The sequence below is a fragment of the Roseiterribacter gracilis genome (assembly GCA_018332375.1).
In the GTDB taxonomy this organism is placed as follows: domain Bacteria; phylum Pseudomonadota; class Alphaproteobacteria; order BOG-932; family Roseiterribacteraceae; genus Roseiterribacter; species Roseiterribacter gracilis.
Map to the genome: position 1 here is coordinate 268,964 of BOPV01000001.1, position 14,467 is coordinate 283,430.

Here is a 14,467-nt window from a genome sequence, read left to right on the forward strand (position 1 = left end):
GACCGCAACGCTCTGAAGGGTCCGTCTCGCTATGGCTCGTACAACGCCGCTTTCTGACATCCGCAACATCGGCATCATCGCGCACGTCGACGCCGGCAAGACGACGACGACCGAACGCATCCTGTATTACACAGGCAAGAAGCACACGATCATCGACGTCCATAATACCAAGGACATGAAGACGTCGACGACGACCGACTATCTGGAACAGGAACAGAAGCGCGGCATCACGATTCAGTCGGCCGCGGTCTCCTGCTTCTGGCGCGGCAAGAAGATCAACGTCATCGACACCCCAGGCCACGTCGACTTCACCATCGAAGTGAACCGTTCGCTGCGCGTGCTTGACGGTGCGGTCGTCGTGTTCGACGGCGTCGCCGGCGTCGAGCCGCAGTCGGAAACCAACTGGCGTCTGGCGGACAACTACAGCGTTCCGCGCATGTGCTACGTCAACAAGATGGACCGTAGCGGCGCGAACTTCCGTCGTTGCGTCGACATGATCAAAAACCGTCTGAATGCGCGCCCGCTGGTGTGCCAGATCCCGCTCGGCTCGGAAGACAATTTCCGCGGCATGATCGACCTCGTCGAAAACAAGGCGCTGGTCTGGAATTCGGACGACAAGGACGCGAAGTGGGACAGCCTCGAGGTCACGGCTGATCTCGCAGACAAGCTCAAGATCGACGTCGCGGAAGATCGCGAAATTCTCGCCGACGCCGCCAAGTACCGCCAGGAGCTGATCGACACTGCGCTCGAGCAGGACGACGCGGCGATGGAAGCGTATCTGGAATCGGGTGAAGCCCCGTCGGCCGACGTGCTGCGCGGTTGCATCCGCAAGGGCACGCTGAACGGCGCCTTCACGCCGGTCCTGTGCGGCAGCTCGTACAAGAACAAGGGCGTGCAGCAGATGCTGGACGCGGTCGTCGACTTCCTGCCGGCGCCGACCGACGTGCCCGCGATCGCGACCGTCGATGAAGACGGTAACGAAACCGGCCACCGCAACTGCTCGGACGACGAGCCCTTCTCGGGCCTGGCGTTCAAGGTGATCAACGACGTCTACGGCGCGCTGACCTTCGTGCGCGTCTATTCGGGCGTGGTCTCGAAGGGCATGTCGGTGGTGAACAGCACGCGCGGCAAGCGCGAAAAGATCGGCCGCATGGTCGAGATGTTCGCCAAGGAACCGAACCCGATCGAAGAAGCACGCGCCGGCGACATCGTCGCCTTCGTGTCGCTCGCCGAAACCGAAACCGGTGACACGCTGTGCGACGCCAACGCGCCGGTGATCCTCGAGCGTATGCGCTTCCCGGATCCGGTCATCTCGGTGTCGGTCGAACCGAAGTCGAAGGCCGACCAGGAAAAGTTCGGCATGGCGCTGGGCAAGATGGTTCGCGCCGATCCCAGCTTGCGTCTCGAGACCGATCGCGAAACCGGCCAGACCATTCTGCGCGGCATGGGCGAGTTGCACCTGGAAGTGACGCTCGACCGTATGCGCACCGAGTTCGGCGTCGAAGGCAATATGGGCCGTCCGCAGGTGGCGTATCGCGAAGCGATCACGCGCACGGTGGAACACGTCTATACGCATAAGAAGCAGACCGGTGGTTCGGGCCAGTACGCCGAAGTGAAGATAATCTTCGAACCGCGCGAGCGTGGTGCTGGCTTCGAGTTCGTCGACAAGGTGGTCGGCGGCAACGTTCCGCGCGAATACATCCCGTCGGTCGGCAAGGGTCTGGAAGTGCAGAAGGAAGACGGCGTGCTCGCCGGCTATCCGACGGTCGACTTCCGCGCGACTCTGGTCGACGGCAAGTACCACGACGTCGACTCGAACGCGCTGACGTTCGAAATCGCCGCCAAGGCTTGCTTCCGCGAAGCGATGAAGCTGGCTGGTCCGCAGTTGCTCGAGCCGGTGATGAAGGTCGAAGTTGTGACGCCGGAAAATCATCTCGGCGACGTGATCGGCGACTTGAACCGCCGTCGTGGCACCGTGGTCGGTCAGTTGGAGCGTGGCGGCAACATCGCGGTCGAAGCGACCGTGCCGTTGTCGGAAATGTTCGGCTATATCGGCCAGCTTCGCGGCATGACGTCGGGCCGTGCGAGCTACACGATGGAATTCGCGCACTACGAACCCGTCCCGCGCAACGTGCAGGACGAGATCGTGGCCGGGAAGCAGAAGGCGGCCTAACCGCCGACGCTTCTCGCTTCGAGCGAGCGAAATGCAAAACCCCCGTGGCGCGAGCCGCGGGGGTTTTTGTTTGGGGCCGGCGTCTTCATTTATGGCGCTTTAGGCCATCGATGCATTTCATTGCCAACTTCTGCGCACTGCAGAAGTATTGAGCGGTCCAACTGAATTGGTCGCTTAGATGCCGAATCTTTGGCTCGACGATATTCGCACCGCTTTTGTAGCGCACGGCGGCGAGGTCGCGTACAGCGATCCTGAATTTTGGAATACGCTCGCAGCGCTTCGTGGAGGTGTCGAGTTGACCCCAACGTGGCATGCCACCGTTCGCCGGACGATCGAAGATCACTCTCCTGATTCCAGAAACTTCCGCGGCCGACACGTATTCGATCGAAACGGGCGCGGGCGATGGAAGCTGGCTGCGGTTGAGTCGAGGAATCTAGGTGGGCGAGCAGTCGCCTATCCCGCTGTAGACGGTGCGGATTTAAGAGGCTCGTTCCGCATCGGCGACCGTTACTCACGCCAGGATGTAATCAATAAAGTCGGCGTTCCAGCAGATCGTCTTCCGGGGACATGGCCGAATGGGTACACGTTTTATGCGGGCTGCTTCTTCATCTTTTGCACCGTCGGACGCCCGGCTCGCACCGGACATGACTACGATAATGCTTGGGAAGATGACCTTTTACGGTGGAGCGCCAGCGCGAATGCGCAGCTTGGTCAGCGCACCATTGAAGACATGCTTTCCGGCGCTTTCTCCGTGCATGTCTTTTGGCGTGTAGATGGCCGTGACGCATTCGCATATGCGGGGATCGGGCGAGCGGTCCGTTGGGAAGGCGGGACTCCGGTTCGAGCGTGGTGGAAATTTGACGATGTAGATCAAATTTCCTTGCAGCGCGAAGTCAGAGAGCAAGGCAAGGATATTTATTCCGATCTAATGGCGATTGCTAAGTCGATGCAGAATCGCATTCGCGCAAGCGGCGATTTGATTGAGCGAGCGCGGCCAGTTCGAACGGGGCCGCCGTTCCCAGTTTCGATGCAAATCTTGCAAGACAAATGGTCAGCGCAGAAGGGACTCTGCGGATTGTGCTACGGACATATAGAAGCGCAGCCCACCAACCGTCTGCTTCAAGTCTCGCCCGATCGACTCGATAGCGCAAACTCGAGCTACGATGCAGCGAATCTTCACGTCGTTCACCTCTGCTGCAATCTCGCGAAGAACGATGCAACACTCGAAGAGTGGCAAGAGGTGCTCGCCATGTGGAAAGGTCAGAAGCGATCGTAGGAAAGCGCGTGTTCCGACGGGGCCGCGTCGTTGGGTTTAAATGAGCAAGCTTAGTGCTGCTTAAGCAGAGTTGAGCTGACACATGACGAGCGCTGATCGTTTCACTAAAGAGCAGCGAAGTCGGGTGATGTCTGCGGTCCGCCAGCGAGACACGCAGCCGGAATTGTTATTGCGAAGGGCGCTCCACGCAGCGGGACTTCGTTACCGTCTGCATGGCGCAGACCTTCCGGGCAGACCGGACATTGTTTTCTCCCGACGCAAGGCGGCGATCTTCGTGCATGGTTGTTTTTGGCACGGGCACGGCTGCAAACGATCGAAATTACCGCAGGCTAATCGTGAATACTGGGCCGAAAAGATTCAAAGAAACGTCGACCGTGACGCGCGTATGATTTCTATGCTGAGTGCAGATGACTGGAGAGTTGCCGTCGTTTGGGAGTGCGCCCTGCGTGGGCCGCATGCTCTGCCGATGGCGCAGATAGTGCGAATGATATCGACTTGGCTTGCGCGAGTTAGGCGTTCTACGCTTGACGTTCAAGGGCGCTCTGTGCGCGAAACCGAATGATCTTATGGTGCTTTCGGTTAGCCCAGTACTTCGCGTATTGAAAAGCGAGATGCGATGAAATCCTCGAGCCTCGTCTGCATTTCTGGTTTTCTTTCGACTCGATTGAGGAAGTACCAGACTCCGCGCACAGCTTGAATTTGCTTCGGCATATCCCAAAGCTTCACGCTTCGCTGCAGTTCTTCGAGGCTTATCGTAGAGAGCCCTCGCGACTCTAGCGTCCTTCGATATTCCGCCTCAAAGTCGGAGGCAACCACAACTGCGGTCGTGTTCTTATGCATTGCGAGTGCATTTAGAAAGCGCTGCATTTGGGGTTGGTGCGAGGCAAGCAAGCGTAAAGCTTTTACCTCCACTGACAGCGCAAGCGCGCGGCCGCTATACCCGTCGATATCGCCAACTCGCTGCGTTCTCTTACCTCCTGCGCGCGACTTCGCGGTTTCAAGTGCGAGATTCGGAGCGTCAGCTCGATAGTACCCATAGGCAATTGCCTGCATCATTGCGCCATGTCGCTCCCCTTGTGTGGAGATCGGGAATTTGGCCAGCAACGTCGTAAATGGTCGCGCTTTAAAGGATGCGGTGTTTACGGACGTTATTGGCGGCCACCGCTTCATTAGAAGCGACAAGATTTGCAGGATCAACGTCGCACGCTCCGTGGGCGTCATCCCCAATACCATCTGCATCTCAGCTTTGAAGTCTGGCCAGCTTTCCGTTGCTTGTTGAGGGCCATACGGAACGGACGGCCGTGCGAGGTCCAGCACTGCGAAGTTATGTAGACGCTCATATAGCGTTCGAAGTGAGTAAACTTTTCCTGCGCACGCGAGGGTTAGAGTTTTTGATCTTTTGTTCGGCTGTGACCTCAACAGTCCGTTGAGCGTCGGATTTTTCCCGGTGTCCTGGCTAACCTGCTGGATCAAGCCAGCGATCGCGATCGTCATCAGAAATGCATATCCGCGATCTTCATCCAATTTCTCGTGGAGGAGGCGGAGGATCTTTGTGATCGTTGGCGAGCGTCGATTTTTTCCCGTGAGAAAACCCGGCGTGACACGCATCGCATTCTCGCACGCGCCGAGTTGCGCTTTGGTGATTTTAGCAGTCGTCCCAAGCCTCATGCTGTTCTGCTTTCGACGAATTCACGAATTCGGTCCCGCAGCTTCGAGTTCTTTTCAACGTGAGCCGCGTAGTACTGAAACGACGTGACGGCAATGCGTTGCTTAATCGGGTCCCAAAGTTCGACGATCCGAAGCAAGTCTTTTCGATCAAGCGGTTTGACGCCGAGGTTGCTTAGATTGATGCGCGCATTGGATGTGAAGGTGAGCGCTGCAACGATGGCAAGGGTGCCACGCTGGCCGGTCGCGTTGGCAAACGCAGCGACGTCAGCAACGTCGCTTTCCTCAAACGGAAACTGCTTGACCTCCGCTGAAAGCGCTAAGCGCTCTCCTTCCCATCCGTCAACGTCCCCAACGCGCTGTAGCCGCTTCGATCCTGTTCGAACCTTCTCAATTTCGATCTGCAGATGCGGATTGTCCGCTCGCAAAAATCCAAACACGATTCCCTGAAAAACTGCGCCGGAGGGTTCGCCAGCGCCGACAAGCTCAAACTCTGCAAGGATGTCGCGAAAGAGTGGCGGTTCGACGCGTATCGTTGACGGGTCGAATGCCTGCGACGGAAGTGCTCGTAGTACGAAGTTGACCACGTCTTCGCGCAGCAGAGCTCGTTGCGCATGAGTCATGACGATCAACTGCGCAAGCCACGGTAAATAGTCTTGCCACGCTTGCGTTGCGTGTGGCGCGCAACTTGGATAGTCGAAACGGTGATGTTCGGCACGAAATAAGCGCTCCGCAGCGTCGTAGAAGCCTCGTAAGCTTAGAGTGTTGCCGTTCCCCGTTGCGACGATCAGTGTATTGAGAACCTTCTCGCCAGTCTTTGTTTGACGAGGGTAGTGCGCGAAAAACGCGTCTAGGTCCTGTATCTCGGATGATGGAAGGCCCAGGGCGTCGACCATATCGATGAGCGCAACAAGAACGCCCGCCGAGAATTTTCGACGACGAAATTGTGCTGAGAGATCAGCAAGTAGGTCGTCCATTTCCCCTCCGACGTCGTTTTTTTGACGTCTTGTTTGGCCTCGATTATAGTCGAGTCGTGCCATCCGAAAACCGTCAGCAAGGCCTCTTTGCGGCCCGAGCGACTCTTCCGCAAGAAGAGGGCTTCCGCTCGTGGCTCGCCGAGCAAGGCACGAAGGGGCGCGTCGTGTCCGACGTTTGCTCGCGCGTGCGCCGTACGATGCGCTACGTGCGCGTGGCTGAAGCGGAAGACGGTGATGCACTCTGGAGCGAACTGCTCAAGAACAAAGAATTCCGAGCCTTGTCCGGGGCGGTGCAATCGCAGCTGAAAAGAGCTGGCTTGTTATACGTCAAGTTCTTACGCGGAACGCGAGGCGAGCAGTGACCACGTTCGTTGAGTTATTTTGCGGAGCGGGCGGATTGAGCCTCGGCTTAAGCAACGCCGGCTGGCGCCCGTTGTTGGCGGTCGACGTCTGGAAGGACGCGCTTCAGACGTACCGCGCCAATTTTCCAGATCATCCGGCGTTGCTGGACGATGTGCGGTCGTTGACCGAGCGCCGTCTGCGCGACGAGTTGAATGAGACACCCGACTGGGTCGTCGGTGGCCCGCCGTGCCAAGGTTTCTCCACGGTGGGAAAACGCGAGCGGACGGACCCGCGAAATCGCCTCGTGCATGAGTTCGCAAGAGTCGTTTCGGTTTTGCAGCCGCGTGGCTTCTTAATCGAAAACGTCGTTGGCCTTAGGGATATGAACTTTGTCGACGCGGTCGCAAAGCTATTCCGTAAACAAGGATATGCGGTCAGCTATATGGTGTTGCGTGCTGCCGACTACGGTGTGCCGCAGCTTCGCCATCGCGTTTTCTTCATTGGCGATCGTGAAGGGCGCGAGTTCACTGGGCTCGAAGCCTCTCATTCCCCCGATCGATACGTGACGGTCGAAGACGCAATAGGCGACCTTCCTGAACTGTCGCCAGGCGAATGTGCTGAGAAGTACGATCGACCTGCAATCACCGAGTATCAACGTCACATGCGGCTCGGATCAAAGGTGCTTCAAGGTCACGAGGCCAGTAAGCACCCGGCGCATCTAGTAAAAGCGATTTCGTTTATTCCCGACGGCGGTAATCGAACTTACATTCCTGATCGTTACCAGCCGAAGTCAGGCTTTCATAACAGCTATTCCCGTTTACATAGTGGCTCGCCTGCGGTTGCAGTCACGCAGAACATGGGCAAGCCTTCCGGCACGCGCTGTATCCATCCGTTTCAAAACCGCGGGCTTACTGCGCGCGAAGGCGCGCGCCTGCAAGGCTTCCCAGATCGTTTTCATTTCTCTGCGGGTGTAACGAGTCAACGTCTGCAGATCGCAAACGCCGTGAGCCCGATCCTAGCTGAGCGACTTGGGCGGGAGCTTGGTGTCGCGCCGTTTGCACACGTTCTCTTGGACGCTGCTGAATAAGCATCCTTCGAGACTGCGCTTTAGTCTCATCTCTAGCGGCGTCAGCGATTTCCAGAGAAATCTGTCGCCAATTTAGCGACACGTCCTGTGTCTGCCAGCCTCGCGATCGAACTCTCTAACGAGGACGACCGCATGACCAACGCACCACCCAACACACCGCCCGACGACCCCGCGCTCGCGATGAGCCGGATCTGGCAAGCCGACTGCGACCAGCTGAATCGCTTCTGCACCACCGCGTCCAACCGCGAGCGTGCCATGTTCGACGCACCGCTCGCCGAACGTCCTGCCGCCGAACGTGCCTACATCGAAGCGCGCGACGCGCGAGACAAGTTGTCGGATCGGCTCGATGCCTGTGCACGCGCGCTCGAGAAAACCAAGGCGCAATCGATCGAAGGCGTCGCGGGCAAGATCGCGGTGACGATCCTGCAGAACGCGCCCGAGCCGCAAAGCGCCGAACCGCCCTGGCCGATGCTGCGTAGTTGCGTCGACGATCTCGAACGTCTGGCGAAGAGGTCGACGTAACGCGCAGGGCAGGGAACGTTGGCGCTAGTTCGCGCCGGCGTTCCCCTGCAGCAGTTGATCGACCGTCGCGCCCGCAGCCGCCTCCGCTTCGATCTTCCGCCGCGCATCGAAATACTGCAGCGCCGGCGTGACGGTGCCGCTGTTGCGCAGTCGTTCGGCGTCCTCGGGTGACAGGCTGCTTTCGCCGGCGACGTGGTCGCAATAGCCCTCGACGCGCCAGGTCGCGAAGAAGCGCGCTTGCAACGGGCCGTAATGACGGTTGATCAGCAGATGCGTCGTCTCGTGCGCGATCGTGCCGGTCAAGGTGCGTCGTCCGCCGGTCGGCGCGTTGTTGCCGACGCGATCCTTGGCGACGTCGCTGCGGTTGAGCACGATGTTGGTCGAGAAGGGGCGCGTCACCGCGAACGCGCCACGCCCGAGCGGCAGCGACAGAAGCGTCCAGCGCCAACCGCCGTTGGTCAGGTAGATCGTGCGTCGACCGAGCGGCGTTGCAAGCGGGCTGGTTGCAAGCCGCGCATCGGCGCGCGCCAGGATGTCGGCGATCGCAACCGCATCGACCGGCGCTTCGGCCAGGATCCTGACGTCGCCCGCCAGCACTTCATACGGAAAGAACAAGGTCGACGGCGCGTAACAGATGGCGCCAAGCACGACGGCGACCGCAACCGCCGCCCACGAAACCACACGCCGAATCCGCATCCGCCGCCCCATGCCAGCCGAGCAACTCGACTCGCACGGGCAGGGCGACCCGGCAACGGAAAATACGGGCGCGTTCGCGCCGGCGTCTTATTCTGCGGCGCGCCGGCTCGCCGTTAGCGGCCGCACCGCTTCGCGCGCGATGCGCGTCGAGATGTCGAACATGGCGCGACTGGCCTGCGCCGTCGTTTCCATCGCATCCTTCAGCTTGGCCCGGTGCAGCTCGGCAACGTCGTGCAGGCTGCCGCATTGCAAAAGCTCTTGCGGACCGCGCGCCGCTTCGTCGAACGCATGTTTGGCGAGGCGTACCCAGGTCTGCCGCATCTCTTCCATGCCGTGCGTCACTGCGCTGACGCTGTCGAGCAGCGCGTCGACCCGGTCGGTCGCGACATGCGCGACCCGGGCGCGTTGCGTCGCGATCGCGTCGGCGGTTTCGGCCAGAACCTGCTGCGAGGTATCGACGCTGCGCGCCACCGCGTCGGCGCTGACGGCAATCGCGGTATTTGCGGTTTCGCCGACCTGGACGGCCGCATCGGTCGCCGCATCGCGCAAGGTCGCCACGGTCTCGTCGAGCTGCTGTGCCGCGTCCAAGGTCTGGTGCACGGTCGCGGTCACCGCGTCGGCAATCACCGCCGCGCCGTCATTCGCGGTTTTGGCCAGCACCTCGTTGGCGGCGCGGATGGCTTCCTTGTTGTCGGCGTGGTCGGTCATGAAGCGCTCCGGGGGCAGGGGGTTTCCCCTGCAACTCCCGGCGTACGGAAAAGTTCGCCTACTTGGGAAAAACGCCGTCGCGTGCGCCTGTTACAACAGCGTCGGTTGTTTCACGCGCCCATCGCAGAGTTTGAGATAGGCGGTCTCGATCTTGGCCAGGTTGACGGCGCGCAGCTTGCGCTTCCTGTGCGCTTCCTGGGCCAGTGCCGCGATCTTTGCGTGGGTCGCGTTCTTCTTGTCGAACAGCGGCACGTGCACCGGCGGCCGGATCTTGAACGAGCGATTGTCCGACGTGGCGTAGATGAAATCGCGCACCACGCCGGTGTTGAAAATGCCGGCGATGAAATAGGCCTCGTCGAGATCGATCGCCTGCGTCTTGCTGCGCTCGCAGATCGACACGGCATGGTTCTGAAACAGGAACCGCTTCTCTTCGCCCCACGGCATCGTCTTGGTCGTCAAAACCGTCGCGCACCATTTGCTGTTGTCGCGATAGGCGACGTAACACGACATGAACGAGTAGGGGCCGGTACGCGCGACGCCGTAGAACTCGCCGTCGCCACGGATCGAGTCGCTGTATGCCGTCTGGTTTTCGAGCTGCGTCTTGAACCTGCGATAGAAGGCCAACAGTAGCGGTGACGTCTGTTCGAGCGTTGCCTGCGACAGCGGCGCATGCGGATTGGACGCGTCGTAGGGAAACGCAACCAGCATCTCCGGATCGTCATAGTCGAACGCGCCGATGCCGGGACCTTTGGCGAGCGGGAAGAGATAGGTCGTTTCCAGCAGCACGCGCTGTTGCGGGATTCTGTATTTCGAGCGTGCCACCTGCACGTTCTTGACCCAGACCGTACCCGTCGTTGGTCCGGGGCCGTCGTAGGTGAACAGCATCAGTTCCTGCGGATAGAACTCGACGCCTTCGCGGCCTTTATACGCGCAGTGGCCCGCGATCTTGCGGAACCGGTCGAGTTCACGTTGGTCGTCGGCGATCGTGTAGGCGGTGCTGCCTTCGATCAGCTGACCTGCAACGTGATCGCGCCAGGTGAGGTTCGTTTCTGCGTCTTCCAGCGTCGTCCATGCATGCGATCTGGCTTTGCCGGTCTTGGCAAAGCTGCGCACCGCGACCGTATCCCGATCGGCTTTGCGCGCTTCGAACAGGAAGGTCAGGAAATCTTCCTTGACCGGATCGAACGGATGTCCCGCGCGCGACCAGTCGTGCAACGCCACCAGCGCAACGTCTGCGCCGCCAACCGTTCTGCGCCAGCCTTCGTACGACGCCTGGTTGGCGAGTTCCTTCGGCATCAGAAAGGCGAGGCTGCCGCCGGGCGCCAACCAGTTCGACGCCGCGACATGCGTGATCAAGGCGCAGATGTTGAGGTTGATGCCGCCGGTACGTCCGGCGCCTGAAAACAGGCCGCGATCGATGCAGAGGGTTTTGATCTTCTCGCGATAGCCGGCGGGCAGGGACTTCCAATCGACCCAGGGCGGATTGCCGACGATGGTCGTGAACGTCCCGATGTCGGTCGTGAAGCTCGACGCGTCGCCGAGAAATACCGGAATGGTGACGTCACCGTCCTGCGCGTCGAGCAGGTCGGCGATATGGATCAGGTAATGGACGCGCGCGGTCAGCACCGCCAACGGATTGAGATCGAGTCCGTGGACCCGGCGCAGAATTTCCCGCGCAGCGTCGCGCAGCGGCTGGGCTGCAAGTTCGCGGCGCAGCTCGCCGATCGCAGCAATCACGAACGTACCCGAGCCGCAGCACGGATCGAGCGCGGTCCAGCCCGCCGCGCGCGGCGTCGCGCGCACGACATGCTGCGCCAGCCACAGCGGCGTGTAGAACTCGCCAAAACTGACCCGCACCACTTGCGGCACGGTCGCTTCGTAGAGCGGCCGGAACAGATCGACTGCGTGCGTATCGACGAAGATGGTGCGCGGGTCGTCGTAGCGTGCCAGCACGGCCAGCATCTCCTGCACCGAAGCCGCGATGGCGTCGGTCCATTGCGCCGGGTCAGCGTACCAGGCGAAGAAATCGCCCTCGCACAACTTGGTGACGCCGCGAAAGCCGCTGCCGTCTTCCAGCGTGGCGCAGAAGTCGCGCAGGGATGCGTGCTGCGCCTTGCCGTCGGTGGTGACGCGCCAGGCGATCAGCTTGACCAGGATCGCGTAGGCCGTGTGCAGCGCGAACAGCGCGGCATATTCCGCCTTTGGGTCTTTTAGGTCGGTCGCCAGCAATGCGCCAAGAACGCGTCGTCGCTCGTCGATCCTGCGCTGTTGCGACAGGTCTTCGTGCGAGAGGCGGAACAGCGTCTCCCAGTCGGCCCAACGCGTTTGCGTCGGCGCGGCAACGTGTGCGGCCAGACTTTGATGGAGCGCGCGGGCCAAGCGATGGAGCAACCCGCCGGTGCAGAAGTCCCGCACCAGGTTGTGCGCCGAGAACGCAGTTGTTGCCATCAAGGGAGCCTGCCCGACGATTCGGGCGTCAGCCTAGCTGACGGTTCGCGCTGGGCATATGCCCAACGAAAAACGCCGGCACGGTTTCCCGTGCCGGCGCTTCGCTGTGTCTAGGCTGGATTAGCGATAGACGATTTCGACGCGACGATTCTGCGGCTCGCGCACGCCATCGGCGGTCGGCACCAGCGGCTCGCTTTCGCCCTTGGCCGAAACCGAGATCTGGTCGGCCGGGATGCCGTCACGCACCAGCTCGGCCTGGACCGTCTGCGCGCGACGCTGGGAGAGACGCAGATTGTACTGGTCCGAACCCGAACGGTCGGCGTGACCGGTGACGTCGATGCGCGTGACGTTGCCCGACTTCGCATTGTCGGCCGCAGTTTTGACGATGTTCGACGCTTCCGGCGTCAGATCGCTGCGGTCGAAGTCAAAGAAGACGAGATACGACCGCGGTGCCTGCGCACGCTGTGCCGGCGGCGGCGTGTACGAAGCCTGCTGCACGGTTGCGGTCTGCACCGCCGGACCACCGAACTTGAAGTTCAGGCCAAGACGGGCGACCTGACCTTTGTTCTCGAACTTGCTGGCATAGCCGCCGGTGGCGCCGTTCACGCCGATCGTACGTTCGCCGAGGTCGTAATAGAGATACTCGGCGCGCAGCGTGACGGCGTTGCCGAACATCGAGAAGGTGTTGGTCGGAATCGCGTATTCGACACCACCACCCGCCGTCCAGCCGCTGCCGAAGCCGCTCTGGTTGCCGGTGAAGGCGAGCGGGGTACCCGGCGCGTTGCTATAGAAGTTGGCGCCGTTCGAGTAACGACCATACGCCCAACCGCCTGTGACATACGGCAGCCAGCGATCGAACGCGTAGCCGACGCGCGCACGAACCGTGCCCAGCGTGTACTGGTGCTGGTTGAACTGGGCGCGATCGTTGAGGGCGCTGTAGTAGTTCTGCGTGTGGTTGAGGTCGGCCCAATCGAAGTCCGCTTCAGCACCGTAGACGATATTGCCCGTCTGCCAGTTGAAGCCAACCTGACCGCCCGCGACTGCGCCTTCGCGGTCGTTGGTGATCGAACCCGGGCGACGGCCCGACAGAACGTTGGCGGCGTTGGCGCCGACGCCCTGCGTCTCGATCTTGTTGCCGATCGACGGGCTGAACCCGCCGTTGATGCCGCCATAGAGGCCGGACCAGTTGAACGTCCCCGGCGTCGGCGTGGACGAAAACCACTGCGACGACGATGAAGAGGACGACGAAGAAGACTGCTGCGCCTGCGCCGTGCCGGCGAGCAGCGCGGCAGTCAGCAGTGTAAGGGCGAAGCGACGTTGCATTGCTTGAACTCCAGATTGTACGCGCCGATGCGCGCATGACGGATCAACAACGGTGATTTTGTTCCGATGATCCATCGGTCAACGACGCAAGGACGCGGTGGTGCAAAGCTGCAACAGATGATGCGGCGCGCCGCCGCGCCCCTCTTGTTCTGCAGCAACGGTGACAATTTTTGGATGGTCGACGTGCAGCGCAAGCGAACCGCAACGCGTTTTACCGAGCGGTTCTGCGGCGTACAGCGTCACGCAGTGAAACGCGTATAGCAGTGGTATCCGTCAGTCTGCTGACCGAATTTCCCGAGTCGGATCACGGGAATGTCACCGCGATTCACATTTTCAGCTGCGTGTTCCAAATTGCAGCAGAAAAAAATGCGCCGGCTTGCACCGGCGCATTTTGTCGTTTGGCAGTTCAGCTATGCGCTGCAGGTCGCTGCAGGACACAGCCATGCAGGAACTTTTAGTAGGACGAGCTCGCGGCAGGGCCGCCGAACTTGAAGTTCAGGCCGACGCGCAGAACGTGGCCGGTATTGTCGAAGCGCGACACGTATCCGCCATTGCCGAGACCGGGTACGCCCGGGACGTTCACGTTGCGACCGCCGAGATCGTAATAGAGATACTCGGCACGCAAGCTCACCGGATTGCCGAACGCGGTCGTGCCGGCCAGCGCATAGTCGATGCCGGCGCCGGCCGTCCAACCGGTGCCAAGGCCGCTCTGCGAGCCCGAGAAAGTGACCGGGTTCGGTGCCGCGTTGCTGATCAGATTGACGCTGTTCGAATAGCGGCCGAACGCCCAACCCGCCGTGACATACGGCAGGAAGTTGCCGACCGCGTAACCGGCGCGCGCGCGCACCGTGCCGAAGCTCGTCTGCTTCTGCTTGAAGTCGGTGCGATCGTTCAGCGTGCTGATGAAGCTGGTCGTGTGATCGAGATCGGTAATGTCGAGATCGGCTTCGACGCCGTACACGAACTTGCCGACCTGCCAATCGTAACCGATCTGCGCGCCGCCGAGGAAACCGTCGCGCGAATTCGTCACCAGGCCGGGACGGCGATTGGCGGCGATCTGCGCGATGTTGCCGGCAAGCACGCCCGTCGTGACGATGTCTTCTTTGTCACTGGTGCCGAAACCCGCGTTGATGCCGGCATGAAAGCCCGACCAGTTGAACGACGGTGATGTAGACGCTGCTTGCTGCGCATGTGCTGCGTTTGAAAGCAGCGCTGCGCTCAACAGCGGAAGAGCAAAAAGAATACGCACA

14 protein-coding genes are annotated in these 14,467 nt (G+C 60.7%); 7 read left to right on the plus strand and 7 right to left on the minus strand.

The window, feature by feature from the left end; translation table 11 throughout:
• Positions 1-31: 31 nt before the first annotated feature.
• The 3 genes from fusA (at position 32) to TMPK1_RS01370 (ending at position 4,011) form a co-directional block, all read left to right on the plus strand.
• Positions 32-2,173 (plus strand): elongation factor G, encoded by a 2,142-nt coding sequence (gene fusA / locus TMPK1_RS01360; RefSeq protein ID WP_420240940.1) that lies wholly within the window; start codon positions 32-34, stop codon positions 2,171-2,173.
• Positions 2,174-2,351: 178 nt separating this feature from the next.
• The gene (locus TMPK1_RS01365; RefSeq protein WP_420240941.1) at positions 2,352-3,449 is read left to right on the plus strand and encodes a hypothetical protein; all 1,098 of its coding nucleotides are present in this window, start codon (positions 2,352-2,354) and stop codon (positions 3,447-3,449) included.
• 82 nt (positions 3,450-3,531) lie between these two features.
• On the plus strand, positions 3,532-4,011 hold the full coding sequence (locus TMPK1_RS01370) for a very short patch repair endonuclease (RefSeq protein WP_420240942.1): 480 nt from the start codon (positions 3,532-3,534) through the stop codon (positions 4,009-4,011).
• 17 nt (positions 4,012-4,028) lie between these two features.
• Here the strand turns inward: TMPK1_RS01370 and TMPK1_RS01375 are convergent, their stop codons facing one another.
• On the minus strand, positions 4,029-5,117 hold the full coding sequence (locus tag TMPK1_RS01375; RefSeq protein ID WP_420240943.1) for a hypothetical protein: 1,089 nt from the start codon (positions 5,115-5,117) through the stop codon (positions 4,029-4,031).
• The gene (locus tag TMPK1_RS01380; RefSeq protein ID WP_420240944.1) at positions 5,114-6,091 is read right to left on the minus strand and encodes a hypothetical protein; all 978 of its coding nucleotides are present in this window, start codon (positions 6,089-6,091) and stop codon (positions 5,114-5,116) included. Before TMPK1_RS01380 ends, TMPK1_RS01375 begins: the two co-directional genes overlap by 4 nt.
• Before the next feature lie 29 nt (positions 6,092-6,120).
• On the opposite strand from TMPK1_RS01380, the gene TMPK1_RS01385 reads away from it, so the two are divergent.
• The 3 genes from TMPK1_RS01385 (at position 6,121) to TMPK1_RS01395 (ending at position 8,042) form a co-directional block, all read left to right on the plus strand.
• A complete protein-coding gene (locus TMPK1_RS01385) occupies positions 6,121-6,453 on the plus strand; it encodes a hypothetical protein (RefSeq protein WP_420240945.1) in 333 nt (110 codons plus the stop codon).
• Positions 6,450-7,520, plus strand: coding sequence for a DNA cytosine methyltransferase (locus TMPK1_RS01390; protein WP_420240946.1), 1,071 nt, complete (start codon positions 6,450-6,452; stop codon positions 7,518-7,520). Before TMPK1_RS01385 ends, TMPK1_RS01390 begins: the two co-directional genes overlap by 4 nt.
• A 132-nt stretch (positions 7,521-7,652) precedes the next feature.
• A complete protein-coding gene (locus TMPK1_RS01395; protein WP_420240947.1) occupies positions 7,653-8,042 on the plus strand; it encodes a hypothetical protein in 390 nt (129 codons plus the stop codon).
• A gap of 24 nt (positions 8,043-8,066) precedes the next feature.
• Here the strand turns inward: TMPK1_RS01395 and TMPK1_RS01400 are convergent, their stop codons facing one another.
• From TMPK1_RS01400 to TMPK1_RS01415, 4 genes are all read right to left on the minus strand, one after another.
• A complete protein-coding gene (locus TMPK1_RS01400) occupies positions 8,067-8,738 on the minus strand; it encodes a hypothetical protein (RefSeq protein ID WP_420240949.1) in 672 nt (223 codons plus the stop codon).
• Positions 8,739-8,825: 87 nt separating this feature from the next.
• Entirely contained in the window at positions 8,826-9,446 is a 621-nt protein-coding gene (locus TMPK1_RS01405) for a phasin family protein (RefSeq protein WP_420240950.1), read from the minus strand.
• Between the two features lie 90 nt (positions 9,447-9,536).
• Positions 9,537-11,894: an N-6 DNA methylase gene (locus tag TMPK1_RS01410; RefSeq protein ID WP_420240951.1), complete on the minus strand. Its 2,358-nt coding sequence runs from the start codon at positions 11,892-11,894 to the stop codon at positions 9,537-9,539.
• A gap of 120 nt (positions 11,895-12,014) precedes the next feature.
• The gene (locus TMPK1_RS01415) at positions 12,015-13,217 is read right to left on the minus strand and encodes an OmpA family protein (protein ID WP_420240952.1); all 1,203 of its coding nucleotides are present in this window, start codon (positions 13,215-13,217) and stop codon (positions 12,015-12,017) included.
• Between the two features lie 66 nt (positions 13,218-13,283).
• Here TMPK1_RS01415 and TMPK1_RS01420 point away from each other — a divergent pair, with 66 nt between their 5' ends.
• A complete protein-coding gene (locus TMPK1_RS01420; RefSeq protein WP_420240953.1) occupies positions 13,284-13,478 on the plus strand; it encodes a hypothetical protein in 195 nt (64 codons plus the stop codon).
• 193 nt (positions 13,479-13,671) lie between these two features.
• Here TMPK1_RS01420 and TMPK1_RS01425 read toward each other — a convergent pair whose 3' ends face one another.
• The gene (locus TMPK1_RS01425; RefSeq protein ID WP_420240954.1) at positions 13,672-14,466 is read right to left on the minus strand and encodes an outer membrane protein; all 795 of its coding nucleotides are present in this window, start codon (positions 14,464-14,466) and stop codon (positions 13,672-13,674) included.
• Between the last annotated feature and the right edge of the window lies 1 nt (position 14,467).

What these genes read in the sequence shown, in the direction of transcription:
- fusA (WP_420240940.1), top strand. Translation starts at nt 32, where the DNA reads ATGGCTCGTACAACGCCGCTTTCTGACATCCGCAACATCGGCATCATC.
- TMPK1_RS01365 (WP_420240941.1), top strand. Translation starts at nt 2,352, where the DNA reads ATGCCGAATCTTTGGCTCGACGATATTCGCACCGCTTTTGTAGCGCAC.
- TMPK1_RS01370 (WP_420240942.1), top strand. Translation starts at nt 3,532, where the DNA reads ATGACGAGCGCTGATCGTTTCACTAAAGAGCAGCGAAGTCGGGTGATG.
- TMPK1_RS01375 (WP_420240943.1), bottom strand. Translation starts at nt 5,117, where the DNA reads ATGAGGCTTGGGACGACTGCTAAAATCACCAAAGCGCAACTCGGCGCG.
- TMPK1_RS01380 (WP_420240944.1), bottom strand. Translation starts at nt 6,091, where the DNA reads ATGGACGACCTACTTGCTGATCTCTCAGCACAATTTCGTCGTCGAAAA.
- TMPK1_RS01395 (WP_420240947.1), top strand. Translation starts at nt 7,653, where the DNA reads ATGACCAACGCACCACCCAACACACCGCCCGACGACCCCGCGCTCGCG.
- TMPK1_RS01400 (WP_420240949.1), bottom strand. Translation starts at nt 8,738, where the DNA reads ATGCGGATTCGGCGTGTGGTTTCGTGGGCGGCGGTTGCGGTCGCCGTC.
- TMPK1_RS01405 (WP_420240950.1), bottom strand. Translation starts at nt 9,446, where the DNA reads ATGACCGACCACGCCGACAACAAGGAAGCCATCCGCGCCGCCAACGAG.
- TMPK1_RS01410 (WP_420240951.1), bottom strand. Translation starts at nt 11,894, where the DNA reads ATGGCAACAACTGCGTTCTCGGCGCACAACCTGGTGCGGGACTTCTGC.
- TMPK1_RS01415 (WP_420240952.1), bottom strand. Translation starts at nt 13,217, where the DNA reads ATGCAACGTCGCTTCGCCCTTACACTGCTGACTGCCGCGCTGCTCGCC.
- TMPK1_RS01420 (WP_420240953.1), top strand. Translation starts at nt 13,284, where the DNA reads ATGATCCATCGGTCAACGACGCAAGGACGCGGTGGTGCAAAGCTGCAA.